The following is a 17,861-nucleotide window of genomic DNA, read 5'->3' as shown; positions in this document are numbered from 1 at the left end:
CAGAGTGCTCTGATAGATATTACAAAAACAATTCTGGAGACAAAATGATGAAGATGCCTTTCGCTAAACTGGCCGCAGCGGCCACCCTCTCTGTGTTTTTGCCCAGCATTGCCGCAGCCGATACAACCCTTCGTGTTTCGCACCAGTTTCCGGGAGGAAAGGGGGATGTGCGCGATGAGATGGTTCAATTAATGGCGCGCGAAGTTAAAGCGGCGGATGTCGGCCTCGAACTTCAGATCTATCCGGGTCAGTCCCTGTTTAAGGCCAAGGAGCAGTGGGGAGCGCTGGTGCGGGGGCGTGTGGACATGATCTCGTTACCACTGGATTACGCCAGTGGCCGCCATCCCGAGTTTTCAGCAACGCTGATGCCGGGGCTGGTTCGCAGCCACGAGCGTGCCCAACGCCTGAACGACTCCGAATTCATGGACATGATCAAGAAGGTGATCAACGACGCTGGCGCCCGAGTCCTGGCTGATGCGTGGCTGGCCGGTGGCTTTGCCTCTAATAAGCAGTGCATCACTTCACCGGACACCGTGCAGGGGCAAACGCTGCGCGCCGCCGGCCCGGCGTTTGACGAGATGCTGGCTACCGCTGGCGCCTCTATCGCCTCCATGCCGTCCTCCGAAATCTATACCGCCATGCAGACTGGCGTTCTCGATGGTGCTAACACCTCCTCAGGTTCTTTCGTGTCTTATCGTATCTACGAGCAAGTTACCTGCCTGACAGCTCCTGGCGAAAACGCGCTCTGGTTCATGTATGAGCCGGTTCTTATTTCCGAACGCAGCTGGAACAGCCTGAACGCTGAGCAGCAAGCTGCCCTGACCGCTGCAGGCCAAAAAGCGGAAGAGTACTTTGCGGCAGAAGCGGCAGGTCTTGACCAGAAGATGGCCGATGTTTTTGCGGAAAATGGTGTTGAGGTGGTCAATATGACACCGGAGAACTACCAGGCCTGGCTGGATATCGCCAAGCAGAGTTCTTACAAGACCTTCGCAGAGAATGTTCCAAACGGGCAGGCTCTGATCGACGCAGCGTTGGCTGTCGAGTAACACCTTCAGTCCTGATCTACGGAATCAGCCTCGCCATTCCCCGCTACCTACCGGGGGTGGCGAGCCAAACATTTTTCGGGTTTGAGCTATGTCCCAATCTTCCAGTTCAAGACGAGCCTCTGAGCGAGGCATCTTCGGTGGATATATCCGTTGCATGGATGCCGTGTCGGTTGCCGCTGCCATTCTCGCCGCTGCGCTGCTTGCGCTGGGTGTGCTGGCCGTTGTTCACATGGTGTTTGTTCGTTACGCCATGGGTGAAAGTACAGTCTGGCAAACCGAATTCACCACCTTTGCGATCAGCGCAGCGATGCTGCTGGGTACGCCCTATGTGCTTAAGACCGGTGGTCACGTGGCGGTCACCGTGCTGCCTGATGCCATGCGTGGTCTGCCTAAACATCTGATGCAGCTGACTGCATCGCTGGTTGGCCTGGTGTTCTGTCTGGCCTTGGCTTACGGCTGCTGGTACTACTTCTACGAAGCCTACGCCTTTGAATGGACCACCGGGACCGTCTGGAACCCACCTCTGTGGCCCGCACTTTTGCCCGTGGCCGTTGGTGCGTCGTTACTGTCGCTTCAGTACGTTGCTGAAATTCTGCGGGGAGAGGCGTAATCATGGATCCTGTCACTAGCGGTATTCTCGTTGTTATTGTCTTGCTGGTACTGATGGCCATCGGTACCCCCATCGCCTTTGCGCTTGGCGCCGTCGCTTTGGGGGCTCTGGTCCTCGATCAGGGAATGGGTGAGCTGGTGTATTTTGGCGAAACCTTCTTCGGACACGTGGCCTCCTTTGGCTTTGTCGCCATCCCCATGTTCATTCTGATGGGTGCTGCTGTGGCCTCGTCGCCCACCGGCAGGGACCTCTATCGTTCTCTCGACATCTGGATGGGCAGGCTGCCAGGCGGTTTGGCGATCTCCAACATTGCGGCCTGTTCAATTTTTGCGGCCTTGTCAGGGTCATCGCCCGCCACCAGTGCCGCGATCGGTAAGCTCGGCATCCCCGAGATGCGCAAGCGGGGTTACCCGGATGGTGTTGCGGCGGGCTGTATTGCCGCCGGTGGTACCTTGGGTATTCTGATCCCGCCCTCGGTCACCATGATCGTATACGGCATTTCTACGGAGACCTCTATCGGCCGTCTGTTCATTGCCGGCGCCATACCTGGGCTGATGCTGGCAGGTCTGTTCATGGTCTGGACCCTGATTGCCTGCAAACTGTCCGGCGGCTACAACAGCCCGAATCCGGTGGCGCAGGCGGCAGCTCAGATCAAGGAAAATGTCGAAGGCAACATGAAGGCGCTGGTACGGGTGCTGCCGTTCCTGATGGTGGTGCTCGGTATTTTATTTGCCTTGTATGGCGGTGTTGCCACGCCGTCCGAGGCGGCGGGTGTTGGTGCCTTCCTGTGTCTGGCGTTGGCCATCATTGTCTATCGCATGTGGCAGGTTAAGCCCATCTCCAACATCATGCGAGATGCACTTCGCGAAAGCGTCATGATCATGCTGATTATCGCGACCGCTGAAATATTTGCCTTTGCTCTGTCGTCTCTGTTCATTACCCAAACCTTGGCCGGCGCCATTGCCGAACTTGAGGTGAATCGCTGGGTCCTGATGGGCGTTATCAACCTCTTCCTGCTGGTTGCTGGTTTCTTCCTGCCGCCAGTCGCCGTCATCGTGATGGCTGCGCCTATCCTGTTGCCTATCATTCTTGCTGCGAACTTCGACCCCTACTGGTTCGCTGTGATCCTGACCATCAACCTGGAAATCGGACTGATCACGCCGCCTGTGGGCCTCAATCTGTTCATCATCAAGGGTATTGCGCCCGACATAGCACTCCGGGACATCCTCCTTGGCAGCTTGCCGTACGCTCTGTGCATGATTCTAGGCATTGTGCTGCTGTGCTTCTTCCCTGAGATCGCCTTGTGGCTGCCGAACCTCATCATGGGCGCCGGCACCTGAGACTAACCCGAAGGTTAATGCTATGAACATGAGTTTCCTGCAAGAGCTGTTCAGCAGCATCACCCAGCGTGATGCCCTGCAGCGTAAGTTTGGCAACAAGAGTAAAAGAGCCAGTTACGATCACAGGGACTTGGAGACGGCCTGCCATGAGCTGCTGCACAGTGATGGTGAGGCTGCCAGTATCGTTATGGCCAGTCGTGCGCTGGATATATACCAGTCGTTGAGTGAAGACGATAAGCGTGCGTTCTTTGGAGCCCTGGCTAAGGACTTCGCCGCCGACCCGGATCAAATCGACGAGGCGTACCGCATTTATAAGAGTGACAGATCGAACAAGCACCTGGCGGTATTATTCAGTGTCTGCGAACCCCTCAGGCAGGAGTTGCTCCGACGCCTGAACCTGGCGCAGGGGGCGACCTATGAGCTGGTAAAAATGCGGCAAGATTTTTTGACGTTGATGAAAGGGCACAAGGACTTTGAGCCCATCAATGCTGATTTTGTTCACCTCTTTGCATCATGGTTCAACCGGGGATTTCTGGTTCTCAAGCGTATTGACTGGACCACGCCCGCTTCCATTCTCGAGAAAATAATCCGTTATGAGGCGGTTCATAAGATTCAGGGTTGGGACGACCTTCGCCGTCGCCTTGATGACCGGGATCGTCGGTGCTTCGGTTTCTTCCATCCATCGATTGGTGATGAGCCACTGATCTTTGTTGAGGTAGCGCTTACCAAGGGTATTCCAGACAAGATTCAGCCTATTCTGGCGGATGACCAATACGATATTGACGCGCCAGAACTGGCAGATTCCGCAGCCTTCTTTGGAATCAGCAACTGCCAGGTCGGTCTCCGTGGGATCTCCTTTGGAAATTTTCTTATCAAACAGGTGGTGCAGGAACTTAAACAGGAACTGCCAAACCTCAAGAACTTTGTGACGCTGTCACCGCTACCCACGTTCCGAAGCTGGTTGGAAAAAACCTATCAGCAAAATTCTGGCTTACTGACGCCGGAGGCCCAGGAAGTGCTGAATCACCTGGATAACCCTGAGTGGGAAAAAACACCGGAGTTGGCGGAACGGCTGAATGAGGTGATTCGTCCGCTGGCGGCTCGATACCTGTTGAAAGAGAAAAACAGTGCCAATCTGCCGCTGAATCCAGTGGCAAGATTTCATCTGGGAAATGGCGCGGAACTGCACCGAATTAACTGGCTTGGTGATGTGTCGAGTAATGGCATGGCGCAGTCCGCAGGACTGATGGTCAATTACCTATACGTGCTTGAAAACATTGAACGCAACAACGAAAAATACACCGCCCGTGGCGAAATCGTCTGTTCTCCCAGTGTGCGTGAGCTGAGCAAACTGGGCCGGAAATTGTTTCAAGGAGAGCTTGAGAAATGAACCATAACCTGTTCGATACTTTTGCCACCAAAATGCAGGGCCGTGGAACGGCCAACTTCATTACCACGCCCGAGGGTGCAGAGTATTCCTACGCCGATGCCCTGGCCAAGACCGAGCGCATTGCCGGTGCTTTGAAGGGCCTTGGGGTTAATCCGGGCGACCGGGTGGCGGTGCAGGTTGATAAGAGCCCGGAGGCCATTCTGCTGTACCTGGCCACTCTGCGTGTGGGCGGTGTCTATTTGCCGTTGAATACCGGCTACACAGCGGATGAGATCGGCTATTTCCTGGGTGACGCGGAGCCAGCTTTATTCGTGTGCATGCCTGCGTCCCTGGAGTCGGCTAAAGCGATTGCAGCCAAAACCCAGTGCCCGCGCGTGGAAACCCTGGGTACCAGGGACGATGGCTCCTTAATGGATGCAGTTGCTAAGGCACAGGCGTTCACCGGCATTGAGCCGCGCGATGAGGATGACCTGGCGGCCATTCTATACACCTCAGGCACCACCGGGCGCAGTAAAGGTGCCATGCTGACCCACAAAAACCTGGCGTCAAACAGTAAGAGCCTGGCCGAGGCCTGGCGGTTCACCGAGAAAGACCGGCTGATTCATGCGCTGCCGATTTTTCACACCCACGGGCTGTTTGTGGCCTGCAACGTGATCCTGACGGCCGGTGCCAGTCTGTATTTCATGTCCAAGTTTGATGTCGACACCATCATCGCCGCCATGCCCGAGGGCACCTCGCTGATGGGGGTGCCGACTTTCTATACCCGATTGCTACAGGACGACCGCCTTACGCCGGAACTGACCGCCAACATGCGCCTGTTCACCTCCGGTTCGGCACCGCTGACTGCGGAAACGCACCAGCAATTCGAGCAGCGCACCGGGCACGCCATTCTTGAGCGTTATGGCATGACCGAAACCAATATGAACACCTCCAATCCCTACGATGGTGACCGGATTGCCGGAACCGTTGGTATGCCGTTGCCCGGTGTAGAGATCCGCATTACTGATCCGGAGACGGACACCCATACGCCATTGCCGCAAGGCGAGATTGGCATGCTTGAGGTGCGCGGTCCTAATGTGTTCAAGGGCTATTGGCGCATGCCGGAGAAAACCAAAGCCGAGCTGCTTGAGGATGGATTCTTTGTCACCGGTGATTTGGCGCTGATTGATGAGCGCGGATACGTCCAGATTGTTGGTCGTGACAAGGATCTGGTGATCTCCGGTGGCTTTAACGTTTATCCGAAAGAAGTGGAGCAGATTATCGATGCACTGCCGGAGGTGTCGGAGTCGGCAGTCATTGGTGTGCCGCATCCGGACTTTGGAGAGGGTGTGACGGCTGTGGTAGTGCTGTTGCCGGGCCAAAAACTCGGTGAGGCGGATGTCATCAAGTCCTTATCCGGCCACCTCGCGAAATACAAGCAGCCCAAAAGAGTCTTCTTCGTTGATTCATTGCCTCGCAATACCATGGGCAAGGTCCAGAAGAAGCAGCTACGGGACGAATACAAAGACATCTACTCAGACGCTTGAATGGCGTAACCATGGGAGAAAACGCCATGACCAGAAGTTTTCGAATCGGCCAGATTGTTCCCAGTTCGAACACCACCATGGAAACTGAAATACCCGCCATGCTCAGGGCGCGCGAAGCGGTGGAGCCGGAACGGTTCACCTTCCATTCCAGCCGGATGCGCATGAAAAAAGTGACCAGGGAGGAACTGGCGGCTATGGATGATGAATCAGACCGCTGCGCCCTGGAGCTGTCGGATGCCGCTGTGGATGTGATGGGCTATGCTTGCCTCGTGGCCATCATGAGCCGGGGCGCAGGGTATCATCGTGATTCCCAGGCTCGCCTGCACGGTGTCACCCGGGACAACGGCCATCCGATTCCCATTGTCAGCAGCGCAGGAGCGCTCACTGACGGCCTTGGTGTCCTGGGCGCCAAGCGGGTTGCAATCATCACGCCGTACATGAAACCCCTGACCCAGATGGTGATTGATTACATCGAAGCGGAAGGCATTCAGGTGGTTGATAGCATCGCTCTCGAGATTCCCGACAACCTTGAGGTTGGCCGCCGTGATCCTCTGCTTCTTCGCGATATTGTTAAGCAGCTGGATCTAACGGGTGCTGATGCTGTGGTGTTGTCGGCTTGTGTACAAATGCCATCGCTGGCATCCATCCAGGCGGTCGAGGATGAACTGGGACTGCCTGTGGTGTCGGCGGCTACCTGCACCACCTACCAAATTCTGAAAGCTTTGGGGCTGAAGCCAGTGGTGCCTGATGCGGGCAGCCTGCTGGGCGGAGGTTACTGCAACTGAGGAGTTTTAGAGTGTCGGGCGTGATAGTCGCAGCCTCCAGCCGTTTTGGCACGATCCCCTGTGCTGATGAGCGCCGTGGAGGGGCATTGCCAGAAACACTGCCAGAAACACTAAGAGTGCTTTGGAAAGCCCTTTCGGTGGTTCTGGTATTGTTCGTGACCGGTTGCCAGTCTTTGTCGCTGCCCCCGCCAACGGTCGGAACCGAATCCGCCGGCACTGTAGCGGTCAGTCCCGCCTATGCCGATCGGTTCGAGCAAATCGAGGGAGCACTGTCGGAACTGAACCCCGCTGGCGTGCCTGCTGATCAGGATGCCTACACCCGCCAGGCTCAGCAATTAAGCGCCGTCTCTGACGATTTTCTGAGGTTGGTTAACGCAGGCCCGGCGACAGCACCGGAGTTCCGACTGTGGGGGGATTACTTCAACCGGCTGTCGGATACCGTTGAGGTTGTAGTAGCTGGTGACGCCAACCTGGATGAGGCCGAACGGCTCTATGAACAGGCTGCCCGGCTTTACCCTCAGTTCCTCGAACGCTCCCAACTGCCCGAGCGGCCCTACAGAGCCGTGGATGGCGAGACCAGCGCCTACTTCGCGGGCAATTATTTCCTGTGCACCATGCCGGAGCTTATTGCCGACGCCTACGGTCGACGCGGCCTGGGCGGCATGAGTGGCCACCTGGAGCAAGCCATGAGGCGTTACCTGTCCGGGCCGTGCGAGCCGGACCTGATGTTTTCGGCGGCCGAGATGCTTTACGACTACGCCCTGATCTCCGGGCCGAATCGCTCGGCCTATCGCACCCGCATCGAACAGGCCGGCCCCGGCAAATCCGCGCCCTGGCTGGTGCTGCTGGAAAATTTACTGTCGGACTACGATCGGGCGCAGGCGCTGGCCAGGCTTGATCAGGTTCTCGCTGAAGCGCGCGCCAATCTGGATGACGATGACGTGATTAGTGCGGAATTTGCCAGCGAGGTGGAGCGCCAGCGCACGCTGTTGCTCGATGGGCAGGCGCCAATTCGAACCCTTCGTTATCGGCCTTAACCACTCCTTGCGGTGTCAGCCGTCATTGCCCGCCGCCACACCAGATGCCCAGGCCCACTGGAAATTATGCCCGCCCAGGTGGCCGGTCACGTCCACCACTTCACCGATGAAGTACAGGTTTGGGCGCTCCAGTACTGCCATTGTCTTTGACGACAGTTGCCGGGTATCCACGCCGCCTAGGGTCACTTCCGCGGTGCGATAGCCCTCGGTGCCCGCGGGTTTTATTTGCCACTGGCCGAGTGTCTCGGCCACCTGTTCCAGATCGCTGTTCTTGTAGCCCTGCAGCGGGCCGGTCCAGCCGTGCAGTTCGTTGTAGGCCTGGGCAAAGCGCTTGGGCAGGTATTGGGCCAGGTAATGGGCCACAGTGGACTGGGGCTTTTGTTGGCGCAAGGCCAGCAGGTCTTCGTGAATGCGTTGGGTCGGAAGCAGGTTCACCGACAGCGTATCCCCCGGTTGCCAGTAGCTGGAAATCTGCAGCATCGAGGGGCCGCTCAGGCCACGATGGGTAACCAGCATGGGTTCGCGGAAGTGCTGGTTTTGGCAGGTAACGTCCACCGGGCAGCTGACCCCTGACAACGGCGACAGCTGTTCCTTCAGTTCCGGATGCAGCGTAAACGGCACCAAGCCCGCGCGCGTGGGCAGTACCGAAAGCCCGAACTGTTTGGCCAGGTCGTAACCGAAGCCGGTGGCGCCCATGGTGGGAATGGACAGTCCGCCACAGGCGACCACCAGGGATTCACAGGTGAGAGTGCCGGCGAGAGTGCCGGCGCTGGTATTCACCTGGTAACCGGTGTCGGTTGTACGGACATCGGAAACCGACGTCTTCAGCCGAATTTCGGCGCCGGCCCATTCGCACTCGGTGAGCAGCACGTTCAGGATGTCTTTGGCGCTGTCCCGGCAAAACAGTTGCCCGGCGGCTTTCTCTTCATGTTCAACGCCGTGGCGCTCCACCAGTTCCAGGAAGTCCTGCGGGGTATAGCGCTTCAGGGCGGAAATGCAGTAGTGCGGGTTATCGGACAGGAAGTTGGCCGGCGTGCTGTTCAGGTTGGTGAAGTTGCAGCGTCCACCACCGGACATGAGGATTTTCTTGCCTGCCTTGTTGGCGTGATCGACGACCAGCACCTTGCGCCCACGGTAGCCCGCAGTTGCGGCACACATGAGACCGGCGGCACCGGCACCAATGATAATTACGTCGTAATCCGAAGCCATGAATGATCGCAGCGAGGGGAATGTGCGGGGCATTATACGTGGCGGGCTAAACAGATAGAAATCCGTAGGAATGCGGGCCCGGCGACGAACGCATCATCGCCGCGCCTTACGGCATCAGCTGTCTTTCAGCGTTGCCATATCGATGACGAAGCGGTATTTCACATCGCCTTTTTTCATCCGCTCGTAAGCGTCGTTGATGTTGTGGATGTCGAGCATTTCCACATCACAGCTGATGTCGTGTTCGGCACAGAAATCCAGCACCTCCTGGGTTTCCGGCATACCGCCAATCAGTGAACCTGCCAGCACCCGACGCTTGAACACCAGGGCGCCGGTTTCCAGAGCCGGTTCCATCGGCTCGAGCAGACCCACCATGATATGGGTACCGTCGTAGGTCAGGCAGTTAAGGTAGGGGTTGATGTCGTGCTGTACCGGGACGGTGTCGAGCATAAAATCAAAGGTCTCGGCGACGGCGGCCATCTGGTCTTCGTCGGTGGAGATTACCACATGGTCAGCGCCCTGTTTTTTGGCTTCGCCGACCTTGCTTTCGGACCGGGTGAAGATGGTGACCTCCGCGCCCAGTGCCTTGGCGAATTTAACGCCCATGTGGCCAAGACCGCCCATGCCGATCACGCCAACTTTATGGCCCGGTTTGACGCCATAGTGGCGCAGCGGCGAATAGGTGGTGATGCCGGCGCAGAGCAGCGGCGCGGCCTTCGTGATGTCCAGTTTGTCGGGAATTCGCACCACAAACCGATCACTGACCACGATGCGCTCGGAATAGCCGCCAAAGGTGATGGAGTGGTCGTGGCGATCTTCGCCGTTGTAGGTGCCGGTCATGCCTTCGCTGCAGTATTGCTCCAGGCCGGCTTCACACGCCGAGCAGGTGCGGCAGGAATCCACCATGCAGCCGACGCCGACAACATCACCTTCTTTATAGCTCTTTACACCCGGGCCCACTGCCGTGACTCGGCCAACGATCTCGTGGCCGGGGACGACCGGGTACTGGGTAACTCCCCAATCGTTCTGGGCGAAATGGATGTCGGTATGACAGACACCGCAGTAGTCGATTTCAATGGCGACGTCGTCGTTTCGCAATGAACGCCGGTTGATGTCGTGTGGTGCCATGCCAGAGGTTGAAGACTGTGCCGCATAGGCCTTGGTCGCTGTCATGAGCTAGGCTCCTTTTTCGGGGATGAACTTATATGTACTCCGGAGAGTATCGAATCTATCACCCTCTGACATTGCCATCGTGTAATTAGCTCTGGCTAACGGAGCTTAGAGCTGGATCGAACCTTCCATAAAGAACGCGGATTGCCCGGCGATGGCCACGCGGTCGCCCAGCAATTCGCAGCGCAGTACGCCACCACGTTTTGAGACCTGCCGGGCATTCAGTTGTGTTTTACCCAGTTGTTCGGCCCAGTAGGGCACCAGCACGCTGTGGATCGATCCGGTGACCGGGTCTTCATCAATGCCGGCGCCCGGGGCAAAGTAGCGGCTGACGAAATCGCAGTTGTCGCCCTTCGCCGTTACGATCAGGCCCTGGTTGCCAAGCTCCTTGAGTTTGCGCAGATCGGGTTGGGCGGCGCGCACGTCGGCTTCGCTGTCCAGGACAATCATGTAATTGGTGTCGTTGGGCACGAAGTACGCCGTGTCCGGCGCTGCTTCAAGAGCCTGGCGAATGGTGGCCGGGGTTTCCTGCTGTTCAAACGCGAGGTTGGGGAAGTCGAGCACCAGCCAGCCGTCGCTGTCCTGGCGAACACCGAGCGGGCCGCTCTTGGACGTAAAGCGAATACTGTCTTTGTGCCAGCCCAGTTTGTTGAATATAACCCAGGCACTGGCCAGCGTGGCGTGACCACACAGCGGAACTTCTATACCCGGGGTAAACCAGCGGATGTGAAAGTCGGCGTCATCGCGCTCGGGCAGGGGAACGAAGAATGCGGTTTCGGACAGGTTATTTTCAACGGCCAGGGCCTGCATGGCGGTATCCGGCAGCCACTCATTCAACGGTATGACTGCGGCTGGGTTGCCACCGAAAACCCGACTGGTAAAGGCGTCCACTTGGTAGATGGGGTAGGTCATGATTGGTTCTCCTTCAAAGGTGTTGTCAGCATAGGGCCATTGCCCTGATTGGTCATGGCCCAGTGTGAAGTGTCACAGACACCCATAACAGATTCAGTTAAGATTTCTTTGGACCGGTACAGAATGGTGTGGCTGGCATCTGTACTGGTCAGGTTTTCGGCAAACTGTACTCGTGGGACGGCCGGAAAATCTGCTGCAATGGCAGTCGGACAGTTGGGACTCAGGGCACGAGAGGGATGAGATGGGCGTTTTATACAACCAGGTGGCGGATCAGTTACAGGCGCTGATTCAGCAGGGCGTTTATCGGGACGGCGACCGCCTGCCCGGCGTGCGGGTGCTGAGCCGGCAATTTAGTGTGAGTATTTCCACAATCCTGCAGGCGCACCAAACCCTGGAAGGGCGTGGCTACCTGGATGCCCGGGAGCGCAGCGGCTATTTCGTGCGCCTGCCGGCCCTGGATGCCCCCGAACCGGTCATGCAGAAACATCGGGCCAAACCGGTACCCGTGACGGCGCGGGAGATGGCGCTGGATCTGTGTGCCGACGAGCAGAAGCGGATGGTGCCGCTGGCCACCGCCATTCCTCACCCGGATTACCTGCCGCTGCGCCAGATTCAGCAAAGTACCCTGTGGGCGGCCCGGCGTGGGCTGGAAACCCTGGACTACTCCTTTCCGGGCAAGGAGTCGTTCCGGCGCCAGATAGCCCAGCGCATGGCGACCCTGGGGGTACCGGTTTCGCCTGACGACGTGCTGGCCACCAACGGTGCACAGGAGGCAATTATTCTGGCGCTCCGGGCGGTGACTCAGCCAGGGGACATAGTTGCGGTAGAGACACCGTCGTTTCCAGGCATTCTGCAGGCCCTGGAAGTGGTGGGGCTTCAGGTTATCGAGATCCCGACTCATCCCTCTGACGGTTTAAGCCTCGAGGGATTGCAGCTGGCTCTTGATAAGTGGCCCTTAAAAGCCTGCGTGGTGGTGACCAACCACAGCAACCCCATGGGCGCGAGAATGCCCGATGAGCGCAAGCAGCAACTGGTATCCATGTTGGCGGCAGCAGGGGTGCCACTGATTGAGGACGACATATACGGCGACCTCTATCACACCGGCGACCGGCCAAAGCCGGCCAAGGCCTTTGATCGAACCGACAATGTCATTTACTGCAGTTCCTTCTCCAAGACCATCTCGGCGGGGCTTCGTCTTGGCTGGATGCTGCCCGGCCGGTACATGGCGCCGGCCCGTCAGCACAAATATTTCGCCAACCTGGCGACTTCGTCCATTTCGCAGCTGGCCGTGGCGCATTTTCTGGAGCAGGGCAGTTACGACCGATACCTGCGTTCGGCCCGGCAGCACTACCGCGAATCCTGTGAGCGTATGCGGGCGGCTATCACCCGATCGTTCCCCGAGGGTACTGCGGTCAGTCGGCCGCAAGGTGGGTTTGTGCTGTGGGTGCAGTTACCCGATGGCATTTCCGGTACGGGCGTGTTCCAGAAAGCCCGGGCAGAGAATATCAACGTGTCGCCCGGCCTGATGTTCTCGACCACCAACAAGTACGATAACTGCCTGCGCCTGAACAGCGCCAACCCCTGGACCGAACGGATTGAGCAGGCGGTGGCGCGGCTGGGCGCACTGGCCCATGCGGAGCGGGATAGCCGCGGTTAGCGGGACGCAGTAGGTGCTGAGGTCATGCGCCTTTGGTGTGATATATCCATTGGTCCAGTTCAAATACTATGCTTTAACGAGCGAGGACACGGAAGCCGCTGCGGGCGTCCCGAATCTGCCATAAGAACATTTGCCATAACAACAACAGTGCCCAGAGAGGAACCCTTATGACCTCAATATTCGATCAGGGCCTTGCGCCCGTTGATGCCAATTACGCCGTCCAGTCCCCTGTCGATTTCATTGAACGCACCGCGAGTGTTTACCCGGAATTTCCGGCCGTCATCCATGGCAAGCTGCGATACACCTGGGCCCAGACCTACGAGCGCAGTGTGCGCCTTGGCTCGGCTTTGAAGAGGCGCGGCATTGGTCGTGGTGACACCGTTGCGGTGATGTTGCCGAACATTCCGGCCATGGTGGAGAGCCATTTCGGGGTGCCCATGATCGGTGCGGTTCTGAATACCCTGAACGTGCGCCTGGATGCCGAGGCGATTGCCTTCATGCTCGAACACGGCGAAGCCAAAGTCATCATCGCCGATCGCGAGTTCGGCGAGGTGATCAACGACGCGGTCCGCCGGCTCAAGCACAAACCCCTGGTGGTGGACGTCGATGACCCGGAATACGGCGAGGGCGTTCAAGTCAGTGATCTGGATTACGAAGCCCTGCTCCAGGAAGGTGACCCCGAATTCCAGTGGAGCTTCCCGGCGGATGAGTGGGACGCCATTTCCCTGAATTACACCTCGGGTACCACTGGTAACCCCAAGGGCGTGGTCTACCATCACCGCGGCGCCTACCTGAATGCGCTGGGTAACCAGGCAGTGTGGTCCATGGGCATGCACCCGATCTACCTCTGGACCCTGCCGATGTTCCACTGCAACGGCTGGTGCTTCCCCTGGACCATCACCGCTATGGCCGGAACCCATGTGTGCCTGCGCCGGGTTGATCCGGAGAAGATCTTGCAGTTGATTCAGGAGCACCGGGTGACACATATGTGCGGCGCACCGATTGTACTCAATGGCCTGCTCAATGTGCCTGAATCTGCCCGGGCATCAATCGATCACGAAGTTAAGTCCATGACCGCTGGTGCGGCGCCGCCTGCCCAGGTCATCGGCGCCATCGAGGAAATGGGTATTCAGGTGACTCATGTGTACGGCCTGACCGAAGTTTATGGCCCGGTCACCGTGTGTGCCTGGAAGTCCGAATGGGATCAACTGCCACTGCACGACCGGGCCCGAAAGAAGGCCCGTCAGGGTGTTCGTTATCAAACCCTCGGTGGCACCATGGTGGGCGATCCCAACACCATGGAACCTGTACCGAAAGATGGCGAAACCATTGGTGAAATCTTCCTGCGCGGCAACACGGTGATGAAGGGCTACCTCAAGAATCCGAAGGCAACCGAGGAGGCCTTCCGGGGCGGCTGGTTCCACACCGGAGATCTGGCGGTGTGGCACGAGGATGGCTACTTGGAAATCAAGGATCGCTTGAAGGACATCATCATTTCCGGTGGCGAGAACATTTCTACCATTGAGGTCGAGGATACCCTCTATCGTCATCCCGGAGTCATGGAGGCGGCTGTAGTGGCTCGTCCCGATGAGAAGTGGGGCGAGACGCCCTGTGCCTTCATCACCCTGAAGCCGGACGCCGGCGACGTCAGCGAGGCGGATATCATCAGCTTCTGTCGTCAGCATCTTGCGGGCTTCAAGGTGCCGAAAACCATTGTTTTTTCCGAGCTGCCCAAGACCTCGACCGGTAAGATCCAGAAGTTTGTCCTGAGGGATCAGGCCAAGGTTCTGGACTGACTCTGCCGCAGCGGTCTCCAGTTTAGCGCTGGAGGCCGCCGCTTGTGCGAATTGAAAGGAGGCGGCAGGCCTCTTTTTTTTTGTGCCTTTCTCTTGTCATGACAGGATGTCATTTGGTGACAAACTGTCTTTCCGGCCCCGCAAAGCCTTTCTCTGCTGCAAAGTTCGGGTTTACACTGAACCTGATGGTGATTTTTTAACCGCTGTTCGCAACCAATAACAACACGCGCCGGTGCAATAACAACAGGAGGCAGCCATGACCATCAGTTCCACACCTGAAGGGGTGTCTGTTCAGCCCAGACACATCCGTTTTGATGTCAGCGAGGATCTCAAGTCTTTCTGGCACGGCAACAACGCATTCAGAACCGCCTTTTTTAATGCCCTGTCACTTCAGTTTCCCGATGGCGAGCAGCAGTTCATCAACGCGGTGCGGTTGTATCGCGATCGCATTGACGATCCCAAGTTGCAGGCTGAAATTCGGGGCTTTATCGGTCAGGAAGCCCTGCACAGCAGAGAGCACAAAAGCTACAACGAGGGACTCAAGGCGAGAGGCTACGACATTGATGCGATCGACCAGCGTTTTGCCCGGCACATGCAGTGGGTGGGCAACTTGCCACCCAGCCGCCAATTGGCAGGCACCTGTGGTGCGGAACATTACACCGCAGTGCTGGCCAACGCTATTCTCAAACACCCGGAGTGGATGGAAGGCGCCACACCGGCCATGGCTCGCCTGTGGCGCTGGCATGCGATTGAAGAAACCGAACACAAATCGGTAGCGTTCGATGTCTATCGTCAGTGCGTGGGTAACGAGCGCCTTCGCCGTATCGTGTTCCTGTTTGTGACCTGGAATTTCTTCAAGTACACCTTCCTCAATACCTGCAGCCTGCTAAAAACCGACGGAAAACTCTGGAGCCTGAGAACCTGGCTGGGCGGACTGAATTTCCTCTGGGGCAAACCCGGGGTTATTCGCAAGTGCCTGCCGGACTTTCTTGCCTATTTCCGGAAGGGTTTCCATCCATGGCAACAGGACAATCGGCAGCTTTTGGAGCGTAATCTCAAGGAGCTGGAAACTGTTCGAGTGGGCAAAATGTGAGGTGCTGAATTATTAATCGGGTTGTGTAAGACTGACAGAGCTGAAAACAATAATGACTATAAAGGGAAAGGGCTGTCCAAGCTGAGGATTGGCCTGCCCTTGGAGACGTAATCATGCGAGTTGGTCTGATCGTCGATTCCGCGTGCGACTTGCCCTATGAATTCAGTCGCAAGCACGACCTGTTTATCCTCCCTGTTACTGCCGTGATTGACGGCGAGACCTACATAGACGAGCACGATCCGGTCAGGACTCAGGAGTTCTACCAGAGCGGTTTGCTGAAAAAAGGGCACCATGCCGAGACCCGTGCCTATTCCCCGGAGCAGATCCACAACCTGTTCATGGAAAAGATTGTCACCCAGTTTGACGTCGCCTTCTGTGAAACTGTCGCGCGCAGCCGCAGCCTGATCTACGACAACGCCACCGAGGCGATGAACAGCGTCATGGCCAATTACGATAAGACCCGATCGATGGCCGGCCGCGAAGGCAAATTTTCCATGCGGGTGATCGACACCAATCAGATCTTTGCAGGGCAGGGCCTGCTGGCAGCCCACACCCTGAAACTGATTGAGAAAAAGCTCTCCAAGAATGCTCTGCGCCATGAGGTAGAGACCTTTTCAAAAAATATCTTTACCTGTGTGATTCCCAGGGATTTGCATTACATTCGGGAGCGCGCCCGCCGCCGGGGCGACAAGAGTGTCTCGGCGCTGGTGGCGTTTCTGGGCAAGGCGCTGAATATCACGCCGGTGCTGTTCGGCAAGGGCGCGGAAGCCCAGCCGGTTGCCAAGACCCGCAGTTTTGATGTGGCGGTTGAAAAGGTCATGAATTACGCTGCTGCCCGTGTAGAGGCAGGCTTGCTTACTCCCTATGTGAGTTTGTCCTGTGGCCTGACCTGGACGGAGATTGAAGACCTGCCCGGGCTGAACCGGCTGCGGGATGCTTGCGAACGCAATGGTGTCGAGCTGCTGTTGTCGCAAATGGGCATCACCAGCAGCATTTACGTGGGGCCGGGCAGCTTGTGCCTGGCGCTGGCGGCTGATCCCCACAGCTTCAGCGACTTCCAATAGCCTTCCAGAAACGCGTCAACAACCCGGATTGCGCTTCAACAACCGGGATTGATAGGTGTCCGCTGCGGCTGGGATTTGCCCCGCCGCAGCGGAAAACCGGTAACTTCGGCAAACCCTTCCGGTTGGCCATCGTGTTAGCCTCTCAGTTCTTCTCTCAAACGTTTTCACAAACAGGACGGTCAAAGCCATGAGCGACAGCAGCGCGGATCTCGCCAGCCAGCTATTGGAGCAGCACGTAAAGCACGAAATGGCGGCCTTAAAAGGAGCGAAGCTGCGCAAGTTCCTGGAGCGGGAAGTGTCCGAGCTGTTGAACCACGCCGAATCGATCACCCTGAACCGGCTCAGTTCTGTGGACCAGGTGATGGGGGTGATCCAGCGGGTGGTGGTGAATATGGAGCTGGACGCCGGTATTCCCGAGCTTGCCGCTGAGATGGCCACCGAGGTGATGAACGCACCGGTACAAGCTCAGACCACACTTGGCGAAGTCATCACCCGGGAACAGGCCACCGGGTTTGTTGAAGAGCTGCTGGAACTGCGCCAGCAGCGCGAGCGGGTGATCAGCGAGATTATGGCGCACCCGGTGTATCAGGAACTGGCATCCAACCTGGTGTACACCGGTCTGGTCAATTACCTGTACGAGGACAACCTCATCACCAAATCCGTGCCCGGGGTCGGGTCGATGATGAAGTTCGGCAAGAAGATGGCGAATAGGGCCGTGCCCGGGCTCGATGAGAGCTTTGAGCGACGGATAAAGACCTGGCTGTCCGATAGCCTGCCCGGGCTGATTGCCCGCAGTGAGCAGTTTCTCAATCAGGCGCTGTCCGATGACGAGGTGCGCGACAGCGTGATGGCGGCCTGGGTGTCCCTGGAGAATCGCACCATTGCAGACTTGCGCGAGGGCCTGGGGGATGTCGAGCTGCAGGAGTTTGTGGTGCTGGGCTACGATTTCTGGCTGCAGTTCCGGCAAACCGCCTATTTCGAGGGCTGTGCCCGGGCCGTGGTTAATCATCTGTTCGCCAAGTATGGGAACCAACCGATTGCCGAACTGCTGGGCGATATCGGTGTCACCCGCGAGGTGATCATGGCTGAAGTAGACGCGTACGCCGTTCCGGTTATGGACGTTTTGCGTGAGGAGGGCTATGTTGAGGCCCTGGTGCGCCGCCGGTTAAGTGGGTTTTACCACTCAGCCGCCGCGCGCAGGATTCTTGAGTCGGAGGCCTGACTTACAG

15 protein-coding genes are annotated in these 17,861 nt (G+C 57.6%); 12 read left to right on the top strand and 3 right to left on the bottom strand.

Features of this window, described 5'->3' with window-relative positions:
• Nucleotides 1-44 precede the first annotated feature (44 nt).
• The 7 genes from dctP (at nucleotide 45) to FCS96_RS11880 (ending at nucleotide 7,734) form a co-directional block, all read left to right on the top strand.
• Nucleotides 45-1,046, top strand: coding sequence for a TRAP transporter substrate-binding protein DctP (gene dctP, locus FCS96_RS11910; RefSeq protein ID WP_228264095.1), 1,002 nt, complete (start codon nucleotides 45-47; stop codon nucleotides 1,044-1,046).
• A gap of 88 nt (nucleotides 1,047-1,134) precedes the next feature.
• On the top strand, nucleotides 1,135-1,656 hold the full coding sequence (locus FCS96_RS11905) for a TRAP transporter small permease subunit (protein WP_041340651.1): 522 nt from the start codon (nucleotides 1,135-1,137) through the stop codon (nucleotides 1,654-1,656).
• A 2-nt stretch (nucleotides 1,657-1,658) separates the two neighbouring features.
• On the top strand, nucleotides 1,659-2,996 hold the full coding sequence (locus FCS96_RS11900; protein WP_138440596.1) for a TRAP transporter large permease: 1,338 nt from the start codon (nucleotides 1,659-1,661) through the stop codon (nucleotides 2,994-2,996).
• A gap of 22 nt (nucleotides 2,997-3,018) precedes the next feature.
• Nucleotides 3,019-4,386 (top strand): malonyl-CoA decarboxylase, encoded by a 1,368-nt coding sequence (locus FCS96_RS11895; protein WP_138440595.1) that lies wholly within the window; start codon nucleotides 3,019-3,021, stop codon nucleotides 4,384-4,386.
• Nucleotides 4,383-5,912 (top strand): malonate--CoA ligase, encoded by a 1,530-nt coding sequence (locus tag FCS96_RS11890; RefSeq protein ID WP_138440594.1) that lies wholly within the window; start codon nucleotides 4,383-4,385, stop codon nucleotides 5,910-5,912. The genes FCS96_RS11895 and FCS96_RS11890 overlap by 4 nt, the downstream gene beginning before the upstream one ends.
• Nucleotides 5,913-5,938: 26 nt before the next feature.
• A complete protein-coding gene (locus FCS96_RS11885; protein ID WP_273427883.1) occupies nucleotides 5,939-6,697 on the top strand; it encodes a maleate cis-trans isomerase family protein in 759 nt (252 codons plus the stop codon).
• Between the two features lie 11 nt (nucleotides 6,698-6,708).
• Nucleotides 6,709-7,734 carry a hypothetical protein gene (locus tag FCS96_RS11880; RefSeq protein WP_138440593.1) on the top strand — a complete coding sequence of 342 codons (1,026 nt, stop codon included), beginning with the start codon at nucleotides 6,709-6,711 and terminating at the stop codon, nucleotides 7,732-7,734.
• 15 nt (nucleotides 7,735-7,749) lie between these two features.
• Here the strand turns inward: FCS96_RS11880 and FCS96_RS11875 are convergent, their stop codons facing one another.
• The 3 genes from FCS96_RS11875 to FCS96_RS11865 form a co-directional block, all read right to left on the bottom strand.
• On the bottom strand, nucleotides 7,750-8,943 hold the full coding sequence (locus FCS96_RS11875) for a BaiN/RdsA family NAD(P)/FAD-dependent oxidoreductase (RefSeq protein WP_138440592.1): 1,194 nt from the start codon (nucleotides 8,941-8,943) through the stop codon (nucleotides 7,750-7,752).
• Nucleotides 8,944-9,057: 114 nt separating this feature from the next.
• On the bottom strand, nucleotides 9,058-10,113 hold the full coding sequence (locus FCS96_RS11870; protein WP_138440591.1) for an NAD(P)-dependent alcohol dehydrogenase: 1,056 nt from the start codon (nucleotides 10,111-10,113) through the stop codon (nucleotides 9,058-9,060).
• Between the two features lie 105 nt (nucleotides 10,114-10,218).
• Nucleotides 10,219-11,022: a PhzF family phenazine biosynthesis protein gene (locus FCS96_RS11865; RefSeq protein WP_138440590.1), complete on the bottom strand. Its 804-nt coding sequence runs from the start codon at nucleotides 11,020-11,022 to the stop codon at nucleotides 10,219-10,221.
• Nucleotides 11,023-11,263: 241 nt separating this feature from the next.
• On the opposite strand from FCS96_RS11865, the gene FCS96_RS11860 reads away from it, so the two are divergent.
• The 5 genes from FCS96_RS11860 (at nucleotide 11,264) to FCS96_RS11840 (ending at nucleotide 17,854) form a co-directional block, all read left to right on the top strand.
• Complete coding sequence (locus tag FCS96_RS11860; protein WP_138440589.1) at nucleotides 11,264-12,679, top strand: aminotransferase-like domain-containing protein; 1,416 nt, start codon at nucleotides 11,264-11,266, stop codon at nucleotides 12,677-12,679.
• Nucleotides 12,680-12,846: 167 nt separating this feature from the next.
• Entirely contained in the window at nucleotides 12,847-14,475 is a 1,629-nt protein-coding gene (locus tag FCS96_RS11855) for an acyl-CoA synthetase (protein WP_138440588.1), read from the top strand.
• Between the two features lie 256 nt (nucleotides 14,476-14,731).
• Nucleotides 14,732-15,568 carry a metal-dependent hydrolase gene (locus FCS96_RS11850; protein WP_138440587.1) on the top strand — a complete coding sequence of 279 codons (837 nt, stop codon included), beginning with the start codon at nucleotides 14,732-14,734 and terminating at the stop codon, nucleotides 15,566-15,568.
• 113 nt (nucleotides 15,569-15,681) lie between these two features.
• A complete protein-coding gene (locus FCS96_RS11845) occupies nucleotides 15,682-16,632 on the top strand; it encodes a DegV family protein (protein WP_138440586.1) in 951 nt (316 codons plus the stop codon).
• A gap of 187 nt (nucleotides 16,633-16,819) precedes the next feature.
• Nucleotides 16,820-17,854 (top strand): hypothetical protein, encoded by a 1,035-nt coding sequence (locus FCS96_RS11840; RefSeq protein WP_138440585.1) that lies wholly within the window; start codon nucleotides 16,820-16,822, stop codon nucleotides 17,852-17,854.
• Nucleotides 17,855-17,861: the final 7 nt, after the last annotated feature.

The sequence above is a fragment of the Marinobacter alexandrii genome (assembly GCF_005871205.1).
GTDB classification, from domain to species: domain Bacteria; phylum Pseudomonadota; class Gammaproteobacteria; order Pseudomonadales; family Oleiphilaceae; genus Marinobacter; species Marinobacter alexandrii.
This window is presented reverse-complemented; position numbering and strand designations above follow the sequence as displayed.

Coding starts and splice junctions, on each gene's coding strand:
- dctP (WP_228264095.1), top strand. CDS start 45: ATGATGAAGATGCCTTTCGCTAAACTGGCCGCAGCGGCCACCCTCTCT.
- FCS96_RS11905 (WP_041340651.1), top strand. CDS start 1,135: ATGTCCCAATCTTCCAGTTCAAGACGAGCCTCTGAGCGAGGCATCTTC.
- FCS96_RS11900 (WP_138440596.1), top strand. CDS start 1,659: ATGGATCCTGTCACTAGCGGTATTCTCGTTGTTATTGTCTTGCTGGTA.
- FCS96_RS11895 (WP_138440595.1), top strand. CDS start 3,019: ATGAACATGAGTTTCCTGCAAGAGCTGTTCAGCAGCATCACCCAGCGT.
- FCS96_RS11890 (WP_138440594.1), top strand. CDS start 4,383: ATGAACCATAACCTGTTCGATACTTTTGCCACCAAAATGCAGGGCCGT.
- FCS96_RS11885 (WP_273427883.1), top strand. CDS start 5,939: ATGACCAGAAGTTTTCGAATCGGCCAGATTGTTCCCAGTTCGAACACC.
- FCS96_RS11875 (WP_138440592.1), bottom strand. CDS start 8,943: ATGGCTTCGGATTACGACGTAATTATCATTGGTGCCGGTGCCGCCGGT.
- FCS96_RS11870 (WP_138440591.1), bottom strand. CDS start 10,113: ATGACAGCGACCAAGGCCTATGCGGCACAGTCTTCAACCTCTGGCATG.
- FCS96_RS11865 (WP_138440590.1), bottom strand. CDS start 11,022: ATGACCTACCCCATCTACCAAGTGGACGCCTTTACCAGTCGGGTTTTC.
- FCS96_RS11860 (WP_138440589.1), top strand. CDS start 11,264: ATGGGCGTTTTATACAACCAGGTGGCGGATCAGTTACAGGCGCTGATT.
- FCS96_RS11855 (WP_138440588.1), top strand. CDS start 12,847: ATGACCTCAATATTCGATCAGGGCCTTGCGCCCGTTGATGCCAATTAC.
- FCS96_RS11850 (WP_138440587.1), top strand. CDS start 14,732: ATGACCATCAGTTCCACACCTGAAGGGGTGTCTGTTCAGCCCAGACAC.
- FCS96_RS11845 (WP_138440586.1), top strand. CDS start 15,682: ATGCGAGTTGGTCTGATCGTCGATTCCGCGTGCGACTTGCCCTATGAA.
- FCS96_RS11840 (WP_138440585.1), top strand. CDS start 16,820: ATGAGCGACAGCAGCGCGGATCTCGCCAGCCAGCTATTGGAGCAGCAC.